Raw genomic sequence first — 25,224 nt, 5'->3', positions numbered from 1 at the left:
ATGGTTATGAATCATTTATAGAACTTTTATCATCTATTTGCCGTAAAACTAGTTCCACATATGTTTCGAACCATTTCTTAGCTGCATCTGGGCTGTGAACATAACCTATTGATTTAACTTTTAATGATTTGATGGATTTCGTCCTTTTGTTATTACCTTTGTCCTTTATAAATTCTTTATCAGACACAATCTGAACCGATTCAATTTTTAACTCTTCTTGTTTATCCACAAAATCACCCTTTCTTTTACCATTATTAATATTGGCAATAAAAGGTGATATTATTCATATATAAAAATGATATATTTCTATATATGAATACTTTATTAATAGAAATCTCCATATTATATTGATATGAAGGTTTGTTTGTAGGACAACACTGTAATTTCTTCAATATTTTTAAGAAATACTTTTCGAATTAAAGCACAAAATAAAAGACACCCAGTTTTTGGATGTCTGATTAAACTATTTGACTTGTTCTTGTAAAATTTCTTTTAGTAATTCAGTTGCACTTTCTTCATGCGGGTCATTTGTTCCGAGTTCGCCACGAAATGCTTTTGAGAGGATAGACTGATTTAGTGTTTCAATACTCTCTTCTACAAAGAGCATTTCTTTTTGTTTATTTTCTAATTCTCGATAACTATTTAGCCATTTTGTAATTTCTACAACTTCTTCTTTTGGTGGTAATGGAATCGGCAATGAAGCCAGTTTTTGTGAGTTTATATTAGCTTGTCCAACTTGTTGAATAACCATTGACGATAGTATTTTACGTCCAATATGACTATTAATATAATGAGAAATATAACTGGCTAAAATATCTTTATTAAATAATCGAACTCTGATTAGATAAGATGCAAATGTAAAGCTGTCTGAAATCTCTTCTGTTATTACAGCGGTTTTACCAACCAATTCATAACTATTTGTCCTATTAAATAATAAATCATTTGTTTGCAAGTCATATTTTAAAACATCATCATGATTGTTTGGAAGATACTTCAAATCATTTAATTCAAGATATCCATCAACTATATTCCCCATTCTTAATACTGGTGTTCCAGTTACATCATCATTTGTTTTAGAAGATGTACCATAAGTAGAAGACTCCATTATATCTTTTAAGCGGACCCATTCCCATTCATTCGGTAATTTGTATAAAATATCTATAATTCCCGGGTCCAATTGGTCTTTAAACTTTGTTTTACTTCCTTCTTTTAGGGAATTTATTTCTTCCATCCACTTTTTAGCAGGAGAGATAACCGTACTCCTTTGTCTCCATTTCCTCGTCAATTCCCCATGAAACGCTTTATCCAAAATGGCTGCTCGACGAAGTTCAAGGGTTTCCTTCGCTTCTTCAATCAACTGCTTTGCTTCTTCAATTTTATTTAAAAGCCGCTCCACTTTCTCAGCAATCCGTTTTTGTTCTTTTAATGGTGGTAGCGGAAAACTTAACTGTTCAATTAGAGAGCCACTTATATTCGGTTGGGCTCCCCCATATGCATTTTTTAAGATTTCTTTAGAATTATTAAATACATAGTAGTTTTTAAATTTAGGATATAACACTTGCTGATTAATCTCTTTAATATTGCCAACACGCTGATTTTGTAATGCTATCTCATCAGAGTTATAAACTCCTGTTTTCCCGGTTGTAGCTCCCGACATTGCAATTAATAAATCACCTTTTCTAACCAAAAACCTCTCATTATATAATTGAGATGGAACTTTTACCGCTTTTTGAATCGAATTAATTTCACCAGTTATATCAGAGATTCTAATAACAGGTATACCTTCTTCTTGATAATCTGTACTCTTAAAGGCATATCCATTATATAACTTTGCTACTTTACCAAATTTAGTCCACACCCAATTCTCTGGCACTTCATACAACTGCTTATCTTCTGGTGCTATTGCTTCGTTCAGTAATTCCTCGATGGTCTTATTATTTTTACTCATTGCGTGACCACCTTATCCTCTTCTACTGCTCGTAGTTCTTCTACCACCTCGTTTAATAAATCCATTGCTTGTTGAAGTTTGGCTATCGCTTCTTCTGCCGATTCAATTGGGTCTGGAAGATTTTCATATGCTGATAATGATTCGTCCGCAATCAGCCCGATGTCTAAGCTGTCATCTTTTTTCACAATTTCTTCTCGTGTAAACATATTCCATCGCTCGTCTTGAACTTTTTTACGGTCTTCTGCTACATAAGCTTTCATAAAATCTTCAAAATGTCCAAGTGTTAATTGATTTCTTTTCCCGAATGACGGCATATTTGTACGAAGGTCGTATACCCATACTTCCTTTGTATTATTTTGGTCTGTCTTCTCTCTTGTAAAGAACAAAACATTCGTTTTAACACCGTGTGCGTAGAAAATACCTGTTGGCAAGCGCAGGATGGTATGCAGGTTACATTTATTCATTAAGTCACGACGGATTTGAGCACCAATGCCACTTTCAAATAATACATTATCAGGTAATACAACAGCAGCACGGGCATTTCCATCATCTTTTAAGGCATTATAAATTAATTGCAAAAAGTTCAACTGCTTATTCGAAGTTTCAAATGTTAAATCGTCACGAGTTGCTCGTTCTCCACCTTTTTTTGTTCCAAACGGCGGATTGGTTAAGATAACATCAAAATTTTTCATCCATTTTCCATTACCTGTTAGAGAGTCCCCATGGTCGATTCTTCCTTCTATATCATGAAGCAGTGCATTCATTAATGCCAGACGATGTGTATCTTGAACAAGCTCCATTCCTGTAAATGCTTCTTCCTTCTGGAACTTAGCCACTTCAGGAGGTAGGTCGTAATAATTGTCCGTTTTACTTTTCAAGTATCGGTCTGCAGCAATCATAAAACCAAATGTTCCAGCCGCAGGGTCATTGCATCGCTCACCAGGCTTCGGGTCAATTAGCTGGACCATAACATCGATAAGGACACGAGGAGTAAAGTATTGACCAGCTCCCGATTTCTTTTCACTAGCATTCTTTTCTAATAAGCCTTCATATAGATTTCCCAAGCCTTCTTCTTTTGCATTGTACCAATCAAGGGCATCTATGGATTTAATAATTTTTTCAAAATTTTTTGGTTCTGCAATACTTGTCGAAGCATCTCCATAAATTTGGCGTAATCTTTCATTTTCACTATTCCCTAATTCAACTAACAAGCGTTGATAGAACCGTTTTAGTTCTACCCCTTCTTTATTCAATAATTCATCCCAACGAAAGCCTTCAGGGATGCTTCCTTCCGTTTCCTGTTCCTTCATCATTTTTAAAAAGAGCAAGTATGTTAATTCTGTTACATAATCCTGATATGAAGTTCCGTCATCACGCAGTACATTAACAGGTTCCATAACTTTTGTACAATTTCTTGGTTGTTCATAAATTGCCTCCTAGATTTAACTATCAGTATATCTTTCTTATTATAAATGAAAAGCTACCCTTTTAGGGATATTCCTTATTTCGGTAATTATTGATATCGCCAAAAGAGAGCTCCACCATTAGGAACCCCCTTTCCAGTAAAAAATAATACTCTTTTGTTAACAAAAAAATAAATTCTACTTACCAATCGTTCTTCCTTATACGCCCATCCATTACTATCGCAAACAAATAAGAAGGGGCTTGAAAGTTATGAAGTGGAACCGTATTTTCAAGTGGTACAAGTTTTAAAGCATTTGCAAATTCGCTCTTTGAAATTGAGCGTTCGGTCGCATTCAAAAATACAGAAATTCCTTTTACCGAATATGTAAATTCTTTACCTCTTATCTGCTTGAAAACTTCCCCTTCGCATTTTATAATTCGCTCCCATACTTTATCTATCATAATAAAATTCCCCTTTTATTCATTTTTTATAAGAGCATATTGTCCTCTCGAAATTCTTTTTAATATCCGTAATTCACTCGGAACGGTGGAAGAGATTTCCGCCGTGTACTATAGAAACCATATCTGCCATAACCGTTCCAAAGTCTCTCCAAACATTACCGTGTTTTTTTTGGACGTACTCTTCCATTTCTATTATTGAAGTAGCCATTCCTAGTTCTTCAAAAGCTTAAATAACAGCTTCGTATTGAGTTAACATAATTTGTCCTCCACTCACTTAGCTTATATACAAACTCTCATTAATCGTAAAAACAATATTATCAACCATATCTCCAAACTCACGCTTTAGTACCTTATATCCACCCGAAGTTCTAAATGGTTCTTCAGAAAATGCCTCTTCTGCTGTTGGAGCCAGGACAGGTACTTGTAATAATTGCTTTTCGATACGCTCCAGCCATTTCTTTTGCCTCGGCGTCCAATTATGAAGGGAATACACCTTTTGCATCGCCTGTTTAATTCGTGTCTCATGGTCAACTAGTGCTTCACCTAATGCAGCTTGGCGAATAAAGCTAATAATATCCGCTGCTATTTCTTCACTTTTTGTCTGTTTCCATGCTGTTTGCAAATGAGATTCTTTATATCCTTTTGTTTCTAAAATGGTTATCAGTTCTCGCAAATCCTTTTTTGTTAAATCCTTTGGTCGAGTACATACAAGATTTAACGCAGGAATTCCGTTCATATTTTCGCGAATAAAACGCTCGAATCCATCCAAATAGTCTTCTGGTCTGTTATTTCCTTCACCATATCCACGAATCACTTCTCTAACGGTATCTTCTTGATTCGAGATATACCTTTTCTCTCCGCTGACGCGGTACGTTTCCATGTATTCAAATAATACTTGATGTTCTTTCGCCTTACTCGGAGAATAAAGTTGAAGCTCTTTAGCCCAATCATCAATACTTTTACCGTTAGAGAGCTCTTCAAACTTTTGCTTTCCTTCCTCATTTATCCGTTGCTTACGGCGTTGAATTTTTGCTATTAACTGGTCACGGTAAAAACTTGCTTCTTCTTCAGTCGCCGTATTTGTAAATGACTCATACAATTGTCCAATACTGTAGTTTTGTTGCTTTACAACAGGTTTCATCTCTGTATAACTTTTCAGCTTGTCATAAATACCAACCGCATCAAAAATATTAAAGTGTGTTTTGCCTATATCCTGACAAAGGCGTGTTGCCCGTCCCATCATTTGTTCATACAAAATCCGTGATTGTACACGACGTAAAAAGACAATGTTTGTAATGGTGGGAACATCAATCCCTGTTGTAAGTAAATCAACGGTCACAACAATATTAGGCAGGCGCTCATTTTTATACCGCTTAATGGCTTCCGATGGTTTATAAATTGAGCCTGTTATTTTCATAATGGCATCATCTTCCACTTCATCGCCATATTCTTGATACGCCTCTTTTAATAAACGAACGACTAAATCAGCATGCTGGTCGGTTGCTGCAAAGATGAGAGTCTTTTCCTTCCCAGTAGGGTCGATAAATTCTGTAAGCTTTGTTAAGACAGCCCGATTAAATGGTTCTGTAATGACGCGCTTATTAAATTGCTCAACATCAAAGTGTACTGTATCCTCCATTTTTTCTAGCTGAATTTCACCTTTGTCCACATCATAAACTTCCACTTCTTCATCTTTATCGAATGTGATACCAACTTGAGAAAGTTCTGTCTTAAATAAATAAGGAGGTTCGTGGTCCACCAAAAAACCATCCAAAACTGCCTCACTATATGAATACTTGAATATCGGCATCCCGAAAATATCCGTTGTATGAAGAGCAGGAGTTGCTGTAAGACCTAAACAGGCGGCATCAAAGTATTCAATTACCCGACGGTATTGACTAATATAATCATTTTGGTCACGGAACTGCAATTCTTCTGTGGACATTTCACGGTCACTTGTATAACCCCTATGAGCTTCATCTACAACGATAAAGTCATATTGTCCAACACTTGGTATCTTTCCATTTTCATTATTGAATAGTCGATGAACCATCCCTTGAACAGTTGCTATATGCACCTTTGTCTCCACATCAGGAGTCATATCTTCCATCGATTTCACATCATATATATCCGTAAATGAATAGCCCTCGATTTTTGTATCTTTTAAGGAATCCCTAGTTTGTTCACCTAACGAATTACGGTCGATGAGAAATAAAATGCGACGGCATTTCTTAGTTTTTATCAAACGATACATAAGGGCGATAGCTGTCCGAGTTTTTCCCGTCCCTGTTGCCATAGCAACAAGCATTCTTCGGTTTCCTTCTATTAAACCTTTCTCAGCAGCTAGAACTGCACTCTGTTGATAATCCCGCAACCCAAATTTCGTGATATCCTCTTCTTTTAACCGCTTGTTGGCATCCTGGTCATCTTGGCTTAGAAGTAGCTGCAAATCAGCAGGTGAGTGCCATCCTTCTAATGGTCTGGCATGCTCTAAAGGCTTCCTTGAATCCCAAAACCAAATCCCTGATTCTTCTTGAAGTTGTCTCAAAAAAGGGCGTCCATTCGTAGCATATAAGAATGGCACTTTATATTCACCTGTAGGAGGAGTGAACTCTTCATCTTCAATTTGTATTATATTCTTGGCATATGTTTTTGTTTGACTTTCCAAAATCCCAGGAATATTCTTTTTTAATGCTTTAGCTTCTATTAATCCAACAAGCTTCAACCCAATAAATAAAGCATAATCAGCTCTACCGCCAGCAACCTTCCACTCAGCAATAGCGATATTACGATTTTTTTCTGGAAGTGTTCCATTCTTCTGGTGATTAAGAGACGATGTTTCAGCATCCCAACCTGCCATACGGAGTTTCTCATCAATAATGGCACGAGTTTCTGCTTCTGTTAATTGTTGACGATTAACAAACAATTTCGTTAATTTTTTGCGTTTCTTTTTAATATCAGGTTGTTCCGCTACTGCTTTCTCGCGTGTTTTTTCTAATTCGTCTTCTAGTTTTTTAACTTTTTCTTCATATTCTTGTTGAAGCATTTCCATATTAATTACTTCTTGTTCCTGCGGTTCTATATATTCAGGTGCTTGAAAATCCCAATCTCCGTACACTTCCATAAACCAAATAGACAAACGAAAAGACAAATGCAACAATGCCTTCGCTTCTTCTGTTTCCCCATAATCCGCGCGATGTGATGCGCGATTTCCTTTAAGCCGAAGCCTATCAAATATATCGAATAATTCAGGTTCAAGAAGACCTTCTCTACGTAAGGTATTAATACGGTCTACCTGATTAGTCCCATATGCTTCTCGAATATTTTCTGATGCTAGAATAAACTTTGTTAGTGTCTCTGCAAATAATCGAAGCTTAAATAACGTCGTCTGGGGGTCATGATATAAATTCTTCTCCGCTGTTTCTCCTAAATTAGCAAGCACATCCCATTTCCCACGAAAAAATGAAAAATTGCTATTCATTGGTATCACCGTTTTCCGAAAGATTGTATGTGAATATTGTACCATATTTATACAAAAAATGGTGGCTACATAGGGTATACACTCCTATTTAAGCCACCATAAAAGGTTTAGACGATTGATTTTAATTTTTGTTGTAATAGTTCACTTCTTTTTTCCACAAACTCTCCAAAATTAGTAAGATTCAAACTAACATTAGGTATGTAATGCTTTGTTAGATAATCACTCTTGGCTCCATTATCTTTGAATATTTCATCAAACCATTTCTCAAATTCCATATCTGATTTTTCAATATTAGGTATATCCTCTAATAATTGAAGGTTTGCGATTGAGTTAACATTTTCAAGGTAAAAATCCAGCTTATCTTGAGGAACACCCCTTTTGGTTAATTTTCTCTTTGTAAATAAGCTCTTCGCAAATATATGGTCTACATGAAATTTATTTCTAAAATCTAAATTTGGATATAGCAATGCTAAAATTGAAAATGTCTGTTTTTGTCCGTATTCATAAGTTAACAAATTTGCAATTTCATCATCATTAAAGGTAAATGATTTTGTTCCACCTTTAAATTCATCCATTATCGTTTGTAATGGAAATTCGTCATGACTTGCTGCAATGATTCTTCTTATAGGTCGTAAAACATTATCTGGCTGTCCGCTAAATACTTGTTTCAACAACCCCAGTATTAGCCAGTTTTTAATTAACTTTCGGTCATTTTGAAAATTCTTTGATTGAATAAAATTGTGCGGGCTCGATTTCTTTAATAAATAATATGCAATCGGTATAATAGCATTGTTCGATGTCAAAGTATCGCGGTTATACCCGAAACTTGAAATTAAATTAACAGCTAGTCTAATAGCATTTTTAACTTTGTCCCAATTTTGTTCAATTTTTTGCATTGTTTCAGTATTAAAATTATCAACCTTAAAAGCAATATCCGTAAAATCACCAAGAACTAAACATGACTTTAGAACAAAATCTTTATTGAAATTAAATCCGTTCCCTGTTTGATTGATTTCATCAACAAATTTTGTAATCTCCTGCCTAGCATCTTTCGTTTTCCATTGTGCTGTAGCAATAGAAAGCAGTAAATCCGAATAGCTTAATGTTGTTCCTCCACTATTTACCCGAATAAAAATATTTAATACCTTATCCAGCTTCTGTTCTTCTTCAAGATAATAGTTAATACTTGGCGTTTCGTTTATCGCTTGATAAAGTTTAAACAGCGTTTTATTTGCAAATAATGCTTTTTCCTTTTCAATTGAACTTAAACCATTTTCGATTAGATACTGGTTTACTTCAAAATGGTCATTAATATTTAAAATATCAGAAACCTTAAACCAGAAAGCATTTCCGTCCTCATTATCACTTTTGATTTCCTCTGGTGTTAAGAATCTAAAATCATAAACCGTATCATATTCCTCCGATGGTCCTAATAAATCAACATAAAGATGTTGTTCAGGATACGCTAAAGGATTTTCACGCCTCATTCTTGGCAATTTATATGTATAGGAGCCTTTTAAAGCTATATACATTGATGTCAGTCGCTGCTGACCGTCCAATATTGCGATAATATCATCTTCACCATTAATGCTTGCCAATGGATTATGTCGATTATTTTTTTCATGATAGTTCCTAATAAACTCGTAAAACTGAAATTCTTTACTCTTTTCCTTCTTAACATCCCAAAATAAGAAGGAGCCAACTGGGTAGTCATGCATTAAAGAATCAAATAGCCTTTCGATTTGGTCAGTTCCCCATACAAATTCCCTTTGAATAGCTGGTAAAAGATATTTCCCTCTGTGAATATTTTCAATAACCTTTTTAATTGTTAACGGTGTCTGGAAAGACTTTGTATCCCCCACCTCTGCCTTTTATTAACTCTATTTTACAAAAAATCACAGCATATTAACTAGTAATTATATAAGTTTTAGACGATTTTACTAACCTATTCGGTATTCTATACAATTTGAACACATTCCAATATCATATTCACTCTTAGAATATGGGTGACCACATGTTTCACAATATGCCTTTTCCTGTTCACTCCATTCTGTTCCGCATGTAAAGCACAACCATCCGAATACTTCATCTTCTAATCTGGAGTGGACCAACGATTCCGCGCCGCATTCAGAACATTCATATATTGGATATTCAGTTCCGTCTTTTGTATCATATGAGCTAATGCCCAATATTTGAAAAACGAAGTTTCCTGCCATTTCTTCTCCATCACCAGAAACACCACAAAACAAGCAACTCGCTCCGTCATCTATGACAAGAGCATCTTGATAACATGTAGGACAAATTGTTACAGCAGTCATTCTTTTGTGCGATTCTATTTTAGGTTTTAACGATTCTAATCTTTTCTGTATAAACTCTTCAAAATCGCGGAACTGCTCTCTGATTGATTCTAGAAGACTTTCTTCTGTTTCATTTAGCCCCGAATAATCAATATGTTCATTGATGAAGTTTAAAATAAAATTTAGGACTTTAAAGGTTGAGGACTTTAAGGCTGCAACAGATTCAGTAATTCCAAAATGTTCAAGTCTGTTCCTTCGGTCTCTCAGATGTTTTAATTGATTAACTTCCTTTTCACTAAGTTCAATCCCACAAATCCTTTTTAGCCTATCTATACATCCGACTGAATCAACGGACTTAAAATCTCCGGAGTTTAATTTATCAGTATTTGCTGTATTAATATCTGCAAATAAAAGTGACCAATGTTCTTGAGATAATCGATATTTTAAAACTAAGTCAACTCCAGCAGAGAGATGCAGTATTCCATACTTTAATTCATTTTTGCCTCCATTTTTCAACTGATTTATCGCAAAGATAATAAAATCTAGACCGTTTTCCAATAAGTCAAATTCGAGCAACCCTTTATCTTTTTTCACTAGCCTCACCTCTGTATATTTCTTATAAAATTTTTAATAAAGCCAATCTTAACTTTCTTATAAATGTATTTACGTCGCTATCAATTTCATTAACGAATCTTTTTTATTATTATTAACAATGTTCGTTCAGCATAAAAGGTAAACGCTTTCCCGAACTATAAAAGGGAAATTAAAAAACCTTGGCTAGCCAAGGTTTTATGCCACTTTCTGCAATTCACGCTTGATTTTATTCGATAATTCTGTTGGTAAAGACGAAATAAACTCTGAAACCTTGTTTAAATCTAATTCTTTTAATAAATTTACTATCTCATTAATTAATTCAGCTTCCTTAGATTCTCTACTCCATAACAATGTGATTTCTCCATATATTTCCTCTTCAATCTGGACAACTTTTTTTGAAGAATCATAGAAATACCTTAGTATTATATCGGTTGATTTATTTCCTATTATTTCTTCAAATGTAAGTTCTCCTATTATTGAATGGTTCTGTTTAAAAAACTTAATAAATTTATAATCACTTAAAAAAACATTATCGGCTAGTTCCGATGGCTGAACACCTGAAGTAAGCAACAATTTTATTAGATTGTTTAACTTGTCTTCAATTAGTCTTTTCCTTTTCACACTACAGCATCCTCCTTATTTCTTCAACAACCACCTCTAGATATTTCTGAGACGCTAGCAGTTGCTCTGGTTCCCTCTTCTTAACAGGACCATATTTTTTGGTAAGTCGTATATTTATATACCAAACAAGAATACCATCATTAGTTGTAGTTGGTTTTAAGCCAGGAATTAATCTTTGGAATTTATCATACAATGTATTCTCTTTAGGATTTATGCCGTTTTCTTCTAAAATTGCATTAGCCGCTTCATTAGCACTGTTATACAAGAAACTCCTAGATTTTTTTCGAAGTAATTCAGGTCGTTTAGACAAAAGAATTTCATCTATCTGCCCTTTTTTCCTTTGAACTTCGGTTTTTCTCAGTGTTTCTGCTGTCGCAGCCACTTCTTCCTCGGATAATATTCCTGAATTCCGTAATGCCTCTATCTTTTTATTAACATTTCTATCTACTTCTTCTCGGGCATCTTTAAAGAGTTGATTAAAATCCATGCCGTCTAAGAACGAATCTTCATCACTTACAAAATATTCATCCTTTTCAACACTCGCATAAACGATTTCTCTTTTTACATACTCTCTGTCAGATATAGCATATTCCTTTACAGGAATTCTTTTACTTTTTTCTACTTCATTAGAAAAGTAATCCCACATTGTGTCTAAACCAATTTCTTTATGATAGATTACGACAGCATTATTGTCTATAGCAAAGTTTGTAATCTCATCTTCAGGAATAGCTCGTAAAACTCTTCCCACTACCTGAGCGAATGCATTTAAACTTCTATAAGGTCTGAATAAGGCAAGTACAGTTAAATATTTATGGTCGTAGCCTTCCATTAACATATTGACTGATACGACAACTTCGCATTCATGGCTCTCAATATTAATAAAAGCGTTTTCTAATTCTTCAGAGTCCATACCACTGTGAACAATAGTAACACTTTTTCCTTTTTCCCTATACCAATTAGAAATATCCTTGGCATGATTAATGCTGCAAGCAACTGCAAGTATTTTATGTGGAACATTAGGTGAATATTGTTTAATTTCATTTAATTGGTTAATACTTTCATCAATAACATCAATAGAACATTCCTTTGATAAGGCTACGGATTTTTCTAACCATTCTTTTTCTTTTAGTTCTAATACCTCATCTTTTGTAAGGCGAACATCTTCACCTGGGATAGTGAAGAATAAATTAGGGTTTGTAATCGTTTTTTTCCTTAACCATTTCACATATTTTAGAGCCATCACTTCAGCTAATGGAGTATTATGTATTTCCTCTCCTGGCAATTCCTTCTTATCACCTCTAAAAGGTGTACCAGTCAAATGAAGTTTTTTTGCTTCTGAGAAGTAATCAAGAGCATTTTTCCATGTGTTTGCTACTGAATGATGAGCTTCATCAATAATTATTAAATCGAAAAAGTCCTGCGGCACTCTATTCAACAGTGAACTATTCTTATCCTTATAAAGCTTATGAACATTTGCGATTACAAAGTTGCATTTTTCTAAGCTTGAATCCAGCATATCAGCTTCGTATTCTTCCACGACGGGCATATCTTTTGGGTCAAAAATTACATCTAGATTTAACCAAAAGTTTTCTTCCATAGGGTGAAGAGTTTTTACTACACTTTGTTTTGTGACTAATCCTGGTGTAATTACTAAAACTCTATTTTGGGAGACACCATAGGGTGCAATAGCAATGAGACCACTTTTTCCAGTTCCAGTAGGTAAAACAACCAGTGCCTCCCCTGATGGATTTTCTTCAAAATATTCTCTTATCTTTATATATGCTTCAATCTGTGGGTCTCTTAATTTACTATTGTTTTCAATATTAGGCACAACATCGAAGAAATAACTCAAGCTAAATAATCCCCTCTCACTTTTATATAGCTAAACTAAAATAATTATAACAAAGCATAGGCAATTTTAACCATTAATTCACAAAAATATTTAGACTGTTCAGACTAAATATAATTACATTTTGACTATCATGTTGATGAACAACATATCAAATTTAGAAAATTACTTTCTTGGAAGGATTAGGATATAATTATTGTATAAATAAAAGGAGTTTTTATTGTAATATCAAATCTTATATATTAGTTATCAAAATGGATTAGAAGGAGGGCGGAGAATGAAAACTACTTTAGAACTGATAACATTATTAGATGAATTAGACAACGGAAAAATAGCTGACGATTTAGAAGGGCAAGACCTAGATTTTAAAGAATGGAACCAGCGAAGCTTTGATGACAATATAAAGCTAATGATAAAAATGGCAGTTTGTATGGCTAATGGCGGTGGGGGAAGTGTGGTTTTCGGCGTTGCCGATAAGAGGACTGGAAAGCATGAAGCAATAAAAGGAGTTCCAGCATCATTAGATTTATATTCTATTTCAAAACGCATTTATGAAAGAACAGACCCTCATCTAACCCCACATTTTGAACAAGTTGACATACCTATCGGAACAGGGAAAATTCTAATCATGCATGTTTATCCTGGTATGCCACCATACACTACAACTGATGGAGCTGCAACAATTCGGCAAGGAAAGGATTGTATTCCTTTTACAGGAACTTTAAGAAGGCAAATGGTTTCAACCACGACAGAACACGATTATACTGCTGAAGTAATATATGAAGATTGGACAAAGCTCTTTTCCCCTTCTGCAATGGAAAAAATTCGTGAAATACTGGTTGAACAGCGAGCTCCAGAGATGCTTCAACAAATGAATGATGAAGACCTACTTGTATCTGTTGGTGCCTTAAAAAATGGTTATCTAACAAAAGGGGCTTTATTACTTGTTGGTAAATCTGATTCCATTAGCAGAATTATTCCTCAGTATAGTTGGGGATATAGAAAAATGGTTAGTGATACGGACTATATTATTAAAGAAGATGGAAATCAGGCTATTCCTATAGCTCTATATGAATTAGAAAGATACATTGCTTCTGATAATCCGTTGGTTACGATTCAGTCCGGCTTAATTCATCCAGAATTCCATACATATCCTGTATTAGCATTGCGTGAAGCTTTATTAAATGCTTTTGGGCATCGTGATTACCGTATGCCTGGCTCAGTTATGTTAAAGCAGTACAGGGATAAACTAATCATTACGAATCCTGGAGAATTTATTGGTGGCATAACACCACAAAATATTTTGCATCACCCTTCTGTAACAAGAAATAGCCATTTAATGGACCTGCTTGATAAATTAAAGTTTGTTAACCGTTCTAATTTAGGTGTTCCTCGTATTTATCGTTCTTTACTTATTGAAGGAAAAGAACCGCCTGTCTATAGAGAGGTAGGGAACCATATTGAATTAACTTTTATTGCTTCTCCATTAAATGATGGGTTCAAAAACTTTGTCAATGCTATGACAAATAAGGGCTACCATTTGGATACAGACCATCTTTTAATACTCCAATATTTATTGCGGCATGGTGAAATTGATACAGCGACGGCTGCAGAAGTTACACAACGAAATCAAGAACAGGCAAGAGAGGTTCTAAGTAAATTATCCATTGATATGAAACTTATCGAGGCAATCGGTCGAGGAAGAGGTCGTTACTATACACTATCAAAAGTGGCTTCTGAACCATTAAAAGGGGTTATGGCATACGAAAGACAAGCCATATTAGATGACGAAGCGATTAAGATAAGAATATTATCCATTTTAAAAGACCGCCCCCTTCGCAATAAAGAAATACGTACCATGACGGGATATGACCAAAAACAAGTTCAGCGTTTAATGAAATCCCTATACGATGAAGGCGTAAGAGTAACAGGAAGAGGACCTGGTGCTAAATACATTTTGGAAAAAGAATAAGGACAAATGAGGACATTAATAGGGACAAAATAAGGACATTACGAAAGGTTTATTCACTGTTAAAATAAATATTTCGCACTGAATAAGGACAGAATAAGGACAAAATGAGGACATTAACTATAATAATTCAAATATAAAATAAAATGATGGAAAAGGAGTTCGTATAACTCTATACCATCATTTTATTTAAATCTCTTTTTCATTATGCAGTATGGTTTTTTTGACCGCCGCTGATTTGTCTTTTAAGGGTAAAAATGTTTATTCCAGTAGCAATAAGCGATAACAAGCACATATAATAACCTAATGTAACACTATAAAGTAAATCTGATTTCGCTACAGCTCCTTTAACAGCAATAAGCAAATAGACGCAAATAACAACATTTCCCCAATTTGCCAAAGGACTTGATTTCTTCGTGAATCCACAATAGATGTTATATATTCCTGCAATTGGCAGCCCTAAAAATATAATTTTTAGCGGCACATAATGATTTGGATTCGACAGAAAGTTAGACGGTGAAAAGACCACACTTATATTTTCTGTAATAACCCATCCAGACAAAAAACTAAATAACGCTAAGAAACCAGCAATTATTTGTAATACATGTTTGTTATTCATTAACTTTCTCCCCACTTTTTTTTGTTTGGTAAAACAACATTGTTAATTCTCGTAACAGCTAATAATACCTTAATAAAAAATTAATTCAATTAGTTTTAAAATACCATAAGCAATAAACATAAATATTGTCTTTACAATTTTAATTGTTCCTTTAGGTTCAATAAATAAACCAATGATAGTAGCAATAATAAGCAACCCAATTATACCCGAAAATATTGACCCTTTGCTGTCGGATTCCTTTTCTCTTTGTATTTCCTCTTCATATTCTTCGTCTTCATCTTCATCCAGTAATCCTCTTCTATCCATTTCCCTTTCCACGGCGTATTTTCCAGTTCTTTCATATTCATTTTCTAACTGCCAATCACTATATTTTCTATAATCTTCAGCCACTACTACTCCCCATTTCTGATACTTCTTCTATTCCAAAATCTAATTTCATACCATCATGTACTTTGTAGAAAATTAAAAGATGACCTTTAAAAAGATGAACAAACAGCGAATATTCAACTTAATTTGACAACAAACATGATAATTCTACCATATTTACCACCAAAATTGTGACAAAAATAGTAATTTTATATCATGAATAATAGTTCAATTGTACTTTTTAAATAAAACAACTTATTTCATTTAATAAGCCTTCCATCCATTTGATATGGAAAGAAGGCTTGGGTAAATTCATTTTCACTTTTCACTCTGGCTCTTACCTCTCCCAAAGTAATGCTCAAGTGCTTTAAGAAAAGCTTCTTCAATTTTCATTGTTCCATAGGTTTCTTTACCCAACTTCAACGGAGAAGACGACTGACTCATGCTGCATCACCTCAATGACAATATATGCCTGTGTCATCGAGGGACGACCCTAGAAAATTTTCAACTATTAACAAAACCTTGATTTATCAATGTTTATCGAGGTTTGCAAACACTATGCATGGCATTAGAAATATGATTTCGAACCGTTTTCTCGCTTATGAATAATTCGCCAGCGATCTCTTTTGTAGTCTTGTCTTGTACCAACAGTTCGAATACTTCTCTTTCTCGTTTGGTGAGTAACGGCTTGTGAGTATATTCATTCTCCTTCAAGTATTGTGACCCTCCTTGCCTTCGCCAGTTATGCACCGGGGGTGGGTATATATTTAGTCACCATATCATATGTGAAATATGCATAGGTAGTGACTATAATTACTTGAGGAAGATGATTTTTTAAAAAGGATAAAAACACGTTAAAAAAATGAAAAAGCCCCTTCTGTCTAGGAGCTTTTCAATTTCGCATAAATAATATACCGGTCAGGCGCATTTCCAACATAACGAAACGGATAACAGGTGGTTAAGATTAACTCTTCCTCTTCGTTTTGCAGCGTGATAATGCTAGTATCATCTGCTTTGACGATTTTAGTGTGGGTAATTTCGTAAGTGTAATTCCCATATGGCATTTGCATATTTAATGAATCACCTATTTTAAGTTCTCCCAATCGCCTGAATACCGTGTCCCGATGCCCAGATAAAACGATTTGACCATGATCGCCAGGAAAAAAAGACCCTTTGTAATGGCCGACGCCTTTTTCCAGATCATCCGGATCCGTCCCTTCAATGATGGCAAGTTCTGCCTTAATTTTTGGAATATCCAGGATGCCTACAGCGTCACCGAAGTCCGGTGGTGTTTCCGAGAAAGTTTGGGCTTTCTCAGGATTAGAGGCATTCGCTTTTACCAGTTTCTTGGCTGTCTCAAGGGAAGCATTCGTTTGCATTTTGGTATCGATGATTTGCCAAATACCAATTCCAAGTACAATTAAACCTATTAAAATAATGAAAAGAGGAAATTTCGATTTCACCTTTTGGACCTACCTTTTACATATTGGCATTGTTACTAATAGTATAACAAACAATACATGTACAGCCTATCGTAAAGATACAAAAAACCTTCCTTTTCACGTATGAAAAAGAAGGATTTTGTTTTGTATTAGTCCTGATCGCTTCCGAAGAAGTTACGGAACGCTTGAATGGTCGTTTCACGGTTCAAGGCTGCGATGGAGGTAGTCAACGGAATCCCTTTCGGGCAGGATTGAACGCAGTTTTGCGAGTTACCGCAGTTGGCAAGGCCGCCTTCACCCATAATCGTTTCAAGGCGTTCCGCTTTATTCATCGCACCAGTTGGATGGGCATTGAACAAACGAACCTGCGATAATGGCTGTGGTCCGATAAAATTGGATTTGCTGTTGACGTTCGGGCATGCCTCAAGGCAGACGCCGCAAGTCATACATTTGGAAAGCTCATATGCCCACTGACGTTTTTTCTCAGGCATACGCGGCCCAGGCCCCAAGTCGTAGGTTCCGTCAATTGGAATCCAAGCTTTAACCTTCTTCAACGCATCAAACATACGGCTGCGGTCAACCTGCAGGTCGCGGACAACCGGGAATGTCCGCATTGGCGCCAAACGGATTGGCTGCTCTAATTGGTCGACAAGTGCCGAACAAGATTGGCGCGGCTTGCCATTAATCACCATCGAACACGCACCGCAAACCTCTTCAAGACAGTTCATATCCCAAGTGACTGGGCTTGTAGCTTGTCCTTTTGCATTGACTGGGTTTCTCTGAACCGTCATTAATGCCGAAATAACGTTCATACCCGGGCGATATGGAACTTCAAATTCCTCCTCATAAGGGGCAGAATTCTCGTTATCCTGACGTTGTATAATAAATTTCACTGTTTTTTCAGCCATAATTGTCTACTCCCCTTTCCCTTTAGTGTTTTGTTGTATAATCGCGCTTCCGCGGTTTGATCAAGGAAACATCGATATCTTCATAATGGAAGGCCGGAGCAGATTTAGCATCAACAAATTTAGCCATTGTTGTCTTCATGAATTCCTCATCATTACGTTCAGGGAATTCAGGTTTATAATGAGCACCGCGGCTTTCATTACGGTTGTATGCACCAAGCGTAATAACCCGTGCCAATTGAAGCATGTTTTGCAGCTGTCTTGTAAATGCCGCTCCTTGGTTGCTCCATTTGGATGTGTCATTGATGTTAATATTTTGATAGCGTTCCATAAGCTCTTGAATTTTATCATCTGTTTTTAAAAGCTTATCATTGAAACGCACAACGGTAACGTTATCTGTCATCCATTCGCCCAACTCTTTATGGAGAACATAGGCGTTTTCAGTACCATTTAAAGACATAATGTTATTCCACTTTTCTTCCTGTTCTTTAACATGGCGGTCAAAAACAGTAGAAGCAACGGCATCGGAACTTTTTTCAAGACCATTAATATAATTAACTGCATTCGGTCCTGCCACCATTCCGCCGTATACGGCAGAAAGAAGGGAGTTGGCTCCTAAACGGTTTGCACCGTGCTGAGAGTAATCGCATTCCCCGGCAGCAAATAGCCCCGGTATGTTTGTCATTTGTTCATAGTCAACCCATAGTCCGCCCATTGAATAGTGAACAGCAGGAAAAATCTTCATTGGAACTTTACGCGGGTCATCACCAACAAATTTTTCATAAATCTCAATAATTCCGCCAAGCTTTACATCCAATTCATGCGGATCCTTATGGGATAAATCAAGGAATACCATGTTTTCGCCGTTTACGCCAAGTTTTTGGTTAACGCAGACATCGAAAATTTCACGTGTTGCAATATCCCGTGGTACAAGGTTTCCGTATGCCGGGTATTTTTCTTCAAGGAAGTACCAAGGTTTGCCGTCTTTGTAGGTCCATACACGGCCGCCTTCACCACGTGCCGATTCACTCATCAGACGCAATTTGTCATCCCCAGGGATAGCGGTTGGGTGAATTTGAATCATCTCACCGTTTGCATAATAGGCACCCTGCTGATAGACGATGGAAGCAGCAGAACCAGTGTTAATGACCGAGTTCGTCGATTTTCCAAAAATAATCCCAGGTCCGCCGGTTGCCATGATAACTGCATCAGCAGCAAATGATTTGATTTCCATTGTTTTCAAGTCTTGAGCGACAATTCCGCGGCAGACGCCTTCATCATCTACAATAGCGCCAAGGAACTCCCAGCCCTCATATTTGGTAACAAGGCCTTCTACCTCATGTCGGCGTACTTGCTCGTCCAAAGCGTAAAGCAATTGCTGACCTGTTGTAGCGCCGGCAAACGCTGTACGGTGGTGCTGAGTGCCTCCGAAACGACGGAAGTCTAGTAGTCCTTCCGGCGTACGGTTAAACATAACACCCATCCGGTCAAATAGATTAATAATGCCCGGTGCCGCCTCACACATTGCTTTAACAGGAGGCTGGTTCGCCAAGAAATCTCCGCCATAAATCGTATCATCAAAGTGGATCCACGGGGAATCCCCTTCACCTTTTGTATTTACTGCTCCATTAATACCGCCCTGGGCACAAACAGAGTGAGAGCGCTTAACAGGAACCAGCGAAAACAATTCTACAGGTGTTCCGTGCTCCGCAACTTTAATTGTTGCCATCAAGCCGGCCAATCCGCCGCCAACGATGATCACCTTACCCTTACTCATTCTGACTCACTCCCTAATCCAAATCCTAGATTGGCCAAATTTTTTAAACAAATGCCAACAAAGTCTGTATTCCTACAATCGAAAGAAGAACAAAAACCGCCATTGTAAAATATGTAGAAATGGCTTGTGAACGCGGAGATTGCGTGATGCCCCAGCTAACCAAGAATGACCATAGTCCGTTTGCAAAATGGAAAATGGCCGAAAGTATTCCGACTACATAAAATGCAAACATTAATGGCGAAGATAAAATATCCTGCATCATTTGGAAGTTGACTTCTGCCCCAAATGCCGCAGCTACACGAGTTTCCCAAACATGCCAAGTAATAAATATAAGAGTAATAACGCCTGTAATACGCTGCACTAGGAACATCCAGTTTCTGAAATGTCCAAATCTGCTAACATTGTTTTTTGCTGTAAATGCGATATACAGCCCATAGATTGCATGAAAAAGCAATGGTAAATAGATTACTACTGTCTCTAGGACATAACGGAATGGAAGATTCCCCATAAAGTTTGCTGCCTTGTTGAAGGCATCCACACCATCTGTTGCGAAGTGGTTCACTGTAAGGTGCTGCAAAAGAAATAGCCCAATCGGAATGACCCCGAGCAGCGAATGCAATCTCCGATTAAAAAATTCGCGATTCCCCGCCATTGATTTACCCCCTTTAAGTTTTAAAAAAATGCTGTTAGGTTTCATAAATCCCCCAAAACCTACAACACTGTGACAATTATGTGACATGTCCATTTTACTCCCAACATCATAGAGCGTCAAGGAAACGGATACATAAATACGATAGAAAAAATAAAATTTTTTAAATATATTGATATTATAATAGAGTCGAAAACAAATCTCTCCGAACCGAGGTGCTTGTGGATTTTACTTTTTAATTGCCAACATTTTACTTAATGAAATTACCCCTCAATTGGCAATGATAATTATGACGATAAAAAATGGAAGGTATTTTACCATAGTAAAAAATTCCATTTTCAATGTAAACGCTTTCTCGGGTAAACCGGTACTGAAATTCGCCCCAAATTGTATATAATAGAATGATAGAAAGTGGGGAAACGTATGAAAAATAGTCCTGTTGCAGATCAAGATGCAATTACATTGGAACCAAGAAGCATCTCGATGTTTGGTTATGAACTAATTAGAGAAGTCCTGCTGCCCGAGATTCTAGGAAAAGATACACCTGAAATTTTATATTGGGCCGGTAAACGTCTTGCACGAAAATATCCGTTGGAAACCATGGAACTAATTATTGAATTCTTCACCAAGGCCTCTTGGGGAGAGCTGGCCATTAAAAATGAAACAAAAAATGTCCTGGAACTAGAGCTCGAAAGCCCGCTCATTGTCTCCCGAGTCAAAGCAAAAGCAGAACACTTCTTCCAGCTCGAAGCAGGCTTCCTTGCCCAGCAAATCGAACAACAGAAGGATGCCATTGCCGAAACCTTCGAGCACCCAATCAAAAAATCCAACAAAGTTCTCTTTACCGTCAAGTGGGACCGGAAAGACCAACCATAATTTGGAATTTGGTGTCAGGCACCACAAAAAGACAAAATCCCGAAAATGTCCTTGTACGGCGGACAACTACGTCCGCCGCACAAGGACATTTGTCCACAAGTGGTGCCTGACACCATTTTTGATTTTTATTGATTGCCTAGTTCGAATGCTTTGTGCAGTGCCTCGACTGCTGGGAGCATGTGTTTTTCTTCGACGACTGCTGAGACTTTGATTTCGGAGGTGCTTACCATTTTGATTGGGATGTTGTGGGACGCAAGGACCTCGAACATTTGCGCGGCTACTCCCGGATTGGAAATCATTCCGGATCCGACAATTGAAACCTTCGCAAGCTTGTTTTCGGCATCAAGCTGCTCATAACCCAGCAACTCCTTGTTTTCTTCGAGAACATTTAAGGTTTCGAGCCAATCATTGGTGTGAATCGAGAACGACAGATTGGCAGTTCCAGCTTCAGTTGTACTTTGAATAATAATATCCACGTTAATATGATTTCTTGCCAATGTCGTAAAAATTGTCGACAAGCTTGTTAACGAGTTGGTAAGTCCGAGCACTGTCACCCTTGTAATTTCATCTTCAAACGCGACTCCACGGACAACTAAATTTTGTTCCATCGATGCTTCCCCCTCAATTACTGTACCTTCTGTTTTTTCTATACTTGACCGAACCTCCAGGCGGACCTCATAGTTCTTGGCAAACTCCACCGCTCTAGGATGCAGCACGCCCGCGCCAAGATTGGCAAGCTCCAGCATTTCATCATAGGAAACGGATAGCAATTTACGCGCGTCCTTTATGTACCGTGGGTCGGTTGTATACACGCCGGTCACATCCGTATAGATATCACACTTATCTGCTTTTAATGCGGCTGCAAGTGCAACGGCTGTGGTATCTGACCCACCGCGCCCTAGCGTAGTAATTTCACCGTCTTCCGTTATTCCTTGGAACCCTGCAACGATGACAACCTTGCCTGCATCAAGCTGCTCCCTGATTGATTCCGTTTTGATGTTGGAAATTCTGGCATTGCCATGGATCGGTTCAGTTTCAATGCCTGCTTGCCAGCCAGTAAAAGAGACAGCCGGAAGCCCTTTCGCATTTAATGCCATCGACAGCAGCGCGATCGTCACCTGCTCGCCAGTCGAGAGCAGCATATCCATTTCCCGCTTATTTGGCTGCGGTGAAAGTTCCTTCGCCATACCTACAAGCTGATCAGTCGTTTTTCCCATAGCCGAGACGACTACAACAACCTGATTTCCCCTCACAGTTTCTTCACGTATACGCTCGGTAACATTTAAAATTCGTTCAATGCTGCCAACGGATGTTCCGCCAAATTTCTGTACAATTAAACCCATCTCTTCCCCTACTTTCAGTTTTCCTCTTAGCTATCTTTTGCTTTTACTCTTAAAAAACACAAAAAAGCAATGAGAGAGTCTCTCATTGCTTAACTAAACACAAAAAAATAGATTCCTGTGCAAACAATAAAAGATAGCTCTCCAAGACCGAAGTCCTGACAATCCTGCATTTATTCAATACAGAACCAGCAGAAAAAGCTATGAGCCTTTCTCTACTTCGGCGAACATCCCCTTTCAAAGCCCATCCTTGAAGCTCATTCTTCTCCGGACCTTTACTCTTGAAGCTCGCACCTCTACCTTCACTTTAACGCATAAAAGTGATAGATTATTAAATTTTCAACTTATTATAGCATAGCCTGTTTTTACTGACAATCACTGTGACTGTAGTTTTTTCATTAATTCTTCAGCGACGGGAAGCGGAAGTCCGGCTGCCCTGAATTCTTCCAAGGTCGCTTCCTTCATCTTTTTGACAGAGCCAAACTCCTTTAGCAGCTGTTTTTTTCGCTTTTCGCCGATTCCAGGGATATCATCCAGTATTGACTGAAATGCAGTTTTTCCTCGGGTTTGTCGATGGAAGGTGATCGCAAACCGGTGCACCTCGTCCTGAATTCGCTGCAGCAGGTAAAATTCCTGGCTGTTTCGCGCCAAAGGAACAATCTCCAGTGGATTCCCATACAAAAGCTGTGATGTCCGGTGCTTTTCATCCTTCACCAAGCCGGAAAGCGGGATGTCCAAGCCCAACTCATTTTCCAGGACATCGCGGACTGCCTCGACATGGCCTTTACCACCGTCGATAATAATCAAGTCAGGCAGCGGCAAATTCTCCTTTAACACCCGAGAGTATCTTCTTCTCGTCACTTCCCGCATCGATTCGTAATCATCCGGCCCTTTAACAGACTTAATCTTATATTTGCGATATTCCCGTTTATTCGGTTTCCCATCGATAAATACCACCAGCGCCGAAACAGGGTCGGTTCCTTGAATATTGGAGTTGTCAAATGCCTCAATCCGATGCGGCGTATAGATGCCAATCGCCTCGCCCAGGTTTTCGACAGCCTTGATGGTTCGCTCTTCATCTTTTTCAATTAGAGAGAACTTTTCCGTCAACGCAATTTTTGCATTTTTTATCGCCATTTTGACGAGGTCCTTTTTTTGCCCGCGTTGCGGCTGGAGAATCTTTACTTCCAGCAGCTGTTCCGCCATCTGCAAATCAACATCGTCTTGAATCAGTATTTCCTTCGGCTTAAAGTGATTGGACTGTTGATAAAATTGGCCAAGGAACGTCAGGATTTCTTCCTCCGGTTCATTGTAAACCGGGAACATCGAAACATCGCGTTCTATCAGCTTGCCTTGGCGGACAAAAAAGACTTGGACGCACATCCAGCCTTTATCGACCGCATAGCCAAATACATCGCGGTCAGTAAAATCAGTCATCGTGATTTTTTGCTTTTCCATAATTGTTTCAATATGGACGATTTTATCGCGATATTCTTTGGCCCGCTCAAAATCGAGTTCTTCGGCAGCCGCCGTCATTCTTTCCGATAATTCCTTTTTAATTTCTTTATAGCCGCCGTTTAAAAACCGGGAAATCTCATCGGTCATCTGTTTATACTGCTCTTCCTCCACCTGATTGACACATGGTGCCAGGCACTGGCCCAAATGGTAATACAGGCAGACCCTGTCAGGCAGGGTTGAACATTTGCGCAGCGGATAAATCCGATCGAGCAGTTTTTTAGTTTCATTTGCTGCTCCCACATTCGGATAAGGTCCAAAGTATTTTCCCTTGTCCTTTTTGACTTTCCTGGTAATAATCAGCTTGGGATGACGTTCTGCCGTCAGTTTAATAAACGGGTAGGTCTTATCATCCTTGAGCATGACGTTATATTTTGGATCATATTTTTTAATCAGGTTTAATTCCAAAAGCAGTGCTTCAATATTGGATGAAGTAACAATATACTCAAAGTCTTCGATTTCATTCACAAGCCTAAATGTTTTGCCGTCATGCGATCCGGTGAAGTAGGAACGGACGCGGTTTTTTAAGACTTTTGCTTTCCCGACATAAATAATGGTTCCCTGACGGTCTTTCATTAAGTAGCAGCCAGGCTGGTCGGGCAGTAGTGTCAGCTTCTGTTTGATTATTTCATTCATAAATGCCGGCTCCTCTCCGTCAAATGGTTATCTTTAAATTTTATAGCATTAATTCTCTTTATGGAAGTAGGAGTTTACAGGTAAAAAAAATAAACCCCAGCCCAATGCTGAGGTTTGTGTACACAACTTAAATGTGTTTTTGCAGAACGCTTGCCAATGCGTCTTTTGGCTGGAAGCCGACAACCTTGTCAACGACTTCGCCATTTTTAAATACCAACAAAGTCGGAATGCTCATGACGCCAAAGTTAGCGGCTGTTTGCGGATTTTCATCCACATCAAGCTTTGTAATTCTAATTTTTTCGCCCAATTCTGCGTCAAGCTCTTCCAATACAGGTGCAATCATTTTACAAGGTCCGCACCATGGTGCCCAGAAATCTACCAGAACAGTGCCTGAGCCTGTTTCAGCAGTGAAATTTTGATCGGTTAAGTGTGCAATAGCCATTTTATTGACCTCCTAAAAAATAACTTAAATAC

21 protein-coding genes, 1 pseudogene and 1 riboswitch are annotated in these 25,224 nt (G+C 37.6%); of the genes and pseudogenes, 2 read left to right on the top strand and 20 right to left on the bottom strand.

The window, feature by feature from the left end:
* Nucleotides 1–4 precede the first annotated feature (4 nt).
* The 9 genes and pseudogenes from M3234_RS26220 to M3234_RS26180 form a co-directional block, all read right to left on the bottom strand.
* Nucleotides 5–229 (bottom strand): hypothetical protein, encoded by a 225-nt coding sequence (locus tag M3234_RS26220; RefSeq protein ID WP_262307500.1) that lies wholly within the window; start codon nucleotides 227–229, stop codon nucleotides 5–7.
* 234 nt (nucleotides 230–463) lie between these two features.
* Nucleotides 464–1,948, bottom strand: coding sequence for a restriction endonuclease subunit S (locus M3234_RS26215; protein WP_262307499.1), 1,485 nt, complete (start codon nucleotides 1,946–1,948; stop codon nucleotides 464–466).
* Nucleotides 1,945–3,374: pseudogene (locus M3234_RS26210) on the bottom strand (class I SAM-dependent DNA methyltransferase). The gene M3234_RS26215 and the pseudogene M3234_RS26210 overlap by 4 nt, the downstream one beginning before the upstream one ends.
* A gap of 179 nt (nucleotides 3,375–3,553) precedes the next feature.
* The gene (locus tag M3234_RS26205; RefSeq protein WP_262307498.1) at nucleotides 3,554–3,814 is read right to left on the bottom strand and encodes a hypothetical protein; all 261 of its coding nucleotides are present in this window, start codon (nucleotides 3,812–3,814) and stop codon (nucleotides 3,554–3,556) included.
* A gap of 274 nt (nucleotides 3,815–4,088) precedes the next feature.
* On the bottom strand, nucleotides 4,089–7,295 hold the full coding sequence (hsdR, locus tag M3234_RS26200; protein ID WP_262307497.1) for a type I restriction-modification system endonuclease: 3,207 nt from the start codon (nucleotides 7,293–7,295) through the stop codon (nucleotides 4,089–4,091).
* 107 nt (nucleotides 7,296–7,402) lie between these two features.
* Nucleotides 7,403–9,157, bottom strand: coding sequence for a DUF262 domain-containing protein (locus tag M3234_RS26195; protein ID WP_262307496.1), 1,755 nt, complete (start codon nucleotides 9,155–9,157; stop codon nucleotides 7,403–7,405).
* 78 nt (nucleotides 9,158–9,235) lie between these two features.
* A complete protein-coding gene (locus M3234_RS26190; RefSeq protein ID WP_262307495.1) occupies nucleotides 9,236–10,186 on the bottom strand; it encodes a hypothetical protein in 951 nt (316 codons plus the stop codon).
* Nucleotides 10,187–10,381: 195 nt separating this feature from the next.
* Complete coding sequence (locus M3234_RS26185) at nucleotides 10,382–10,807, bottom strand: hypothetical protein (RefSeq protein WP_262307494.1); 426 nt, start codon at nucleotides 10,805–10,807, stop codon at nucleotides 10,382–10,384.
* Nucleotide 10,808: 1 nt separating this feature from the next.
* Entirely contained in the window at nucleotides 10,809–12,659 is a 1,851-nt protein-coding gene (locus tag M3234_RS26180) for a DEAD/DEAH box helicase (protein ID WP_262307493.1), read from the bottom strand.
* Nucleotides 12,660–12,933: 274 nt separating this feature from the next.
* Here M3234_RS26180 and M3234_RS26175 point away from each other — a divergent pair, with 274 nt between their 5' ends.
* Nucleotides 12,934–14,628 carry an RNA-binding domain-containing protein gene (locus M3234_RS26175; protein WP_262307492.1) on the top strand — a complete coding sequence of 565 codons (1,695 nt, stop codon included), beginning with the start codon at nucleotides 12,934–12,936 and terminating at the stop codon, nucleotides 14,626–14,628.
* A 202-nt stretch (nucleotides 14,629–14,830) separates the two neighbouring features.
* On the opposite strand, the gene M3234_RS26170 is transcribed toward M3234_RS26175, so the two are convergent.
* The 8 genes from M3234_RS26170 to M3234_RS26140 all read right to left on the bottom strand — a co-directional run bounded on the left by M3234_RS26170 (nucleotide 14,831) and on the right by M3234_RS26140 (nucleotide 20,386).
* Nucleotides 14,831–15,244, bottom strand: coding sequence for a hypothetical protein (locus tag M3234_RS26170; RefSeq protein WP_262307491.1), 414 nt, complete (start codon nucleotides 15,242–15,244; stop codon nucleotides 14,831–14,833).
* Between the two features lie 69 nt (nucleotides 15,245–15,313).
* Nucleotides 15,314–15,634, bottom strand: a complete 321-nt coding sequence (locus M3234_RS26165) for a hypothetical protein (protein ID WP_262307490.1) — start codon at nucleotides 15,632–15,634, stop codon at nucleotides 15,314–15,316.
* Nucleotides 15,635–15,928: 294 nt separating this feature from the next.
* Nucleotides 15,929–16,054 carry a hypothetical protein gene (locus tag M3234_RS29415; protein ID WP_285858796.1) on the bottom strand — a complete coding sequence of 42 codons (126 nt, stop codon included), beginning with the start codon at nucleotides 16,052–16,054 and terminating at the stop codon, nucleotides 15,929–15,931.
* 93 nt (nucleotides 16,055–16,147) lie between these two features.
* Complete coding sequence (locus tag M3234_RS26160; protein ID WP_262307489.1) at nucleotides 16,148–16,324, bottom strand: helix-turn-helix domain-containing protein; 177 nt, start codon at nucleotides 16,322–16,324, stop codon at nucleotides 16,148–16,150.
* 167 nt (nucleotides 16,325–16,491) lie between these two features.
* A complete protein-coding gene (locus M3234_RS26155) occupies nucleotides 16,492–17,073 on the bottom strand; it encodes a class D sortase (RefSeq protein ID WP_262307488.1) in 582 nt (193 codons plus the stop codon).
* Between the two features lie 128 nt (nucleotides 17,074–17,201).
* Nucleotides 17,202–17,960 (bottom strand): succinate dehydrogenase iron-sulfur subunit, encoded by a 759-nt coding sequence (gene sdhB / locus M3234_RS26150; protein WP_285858795.1) that lies wholly within the window; start codon nucleotides 17,958–17,960, stop codon nucleotides 17,202–17,204.
* 22 nt (nucleotides 17,961–17,982) lie between these two features.
* The gene (sdhA, locus tag M3234_RS26145) at nucleotides 17,983–19,734 is read right to left on the bottom strand and encodes a succinate dehydrogenase flavoprotein subunit (protein WP_262307487.1); all 1,752 of its coding nucleotides are present in this window, start codon (nucleotides 19,732–19,734) and stop codon (nucleotides 17,983–17,985) included.
* Nucleotides 19,735–19,777: 43 nt separating this feature from the next.
* The gene (locus M3234_RS26140; RefSeq protein ID WP_262307486.1) at nucleotides 19,778–20,386 is read right to left on the bottom strand and encodes a succinate dehydrogenase cytochrome b558 subunit; all 609 of its coding nucleotides are present in this window, start codon (nucleotides 20,384–20,386) and stop codon (nucleotides 19,778–19,780) included.
* 420 nt (nucleotides 20,387–20,806) lie between these two features.
* Here M3234_RS26140 and M3234_RS26135 point away from each other — a divergent pair, with 420 nt between their 5' ends.
* Entirely contained in the window at nucleotides 20,807–21,259 is a 453-nt protein-coding gene (locus M3234_RS26135) for a YslB family protein (protein WP_262307485.1), read from the top strand.
* 125 nt (nucleotides 21,260–21,384) lie between these two features.
* Here M3234_RS26135 and M3234_RS26130 read toward each other — a convergent pair whose 3' ends face one another.
* The 3 genes from M3234_RS26130 to trxA form a co-directional block, all read right to left on the bottom strand.
* Complete coding sequence (locus tag M3234_RS26130; RefSeq protein WP_262307484.1) at nucleotides 21,385–22,602, bottom strand: aspartate kinase; 1,218 nt, start codon at nucleotides 22,600–22,602, stop codon at nucleotides 21,385–21,387.
* Between the two features lie 126 nt (nucleotides 22,603–22,728).
* Nucleotides 22,729–22,906: riboswitch (Lysine riboswitch) on the bottom strand.
* A gap of 68 nt (nucleotides 22,907–22,974) precedes the next feature.
* Nucleotides 22,975–24,750: an excinuclease ABC subunit UvrC gene (gene uvrC, locus M3234_RS26125; protein WP_262307483.1), complete on the bottom strand. Its 1,776-nt coding sequence runs from the start codon at nucleotides 24,748–24,750 to the stop codon at nucleotides 22,975–22,977.
* A gap of 127 nt (nucleotides 24,751–24,877) precedes the next feature.
* Nucleotides 24,878–25,192 (bottom strand): thioredoxin, encoded by a 315-nt coding sequence (gene trxA / locus M3234_RS26120; RefSeq protein ID WP_066311459.1) that lies wholly within the window; start codon nucleotides 25,190–25,192, stop codon nucleotides 24,878–24,880.
* Nucleotides 25,193–25,224: the final 32 nt, after the last annotated feature.

Origin of the sequence: Neobacillus niacini (genome assembly GCF_023715785.1) — a bacterium.
GTDB classification, from domain to species: domain Bacteria; phylum Bacillota; class Bacilli; order Bacillales; family Cytobacillaceae; genus Neobacillus; species Neobacillus niacini_E.
Note: the sequence above shows the minus strand (reverse complement) of the source record. Positions and strands in the feature narration are given on the sequence as shown.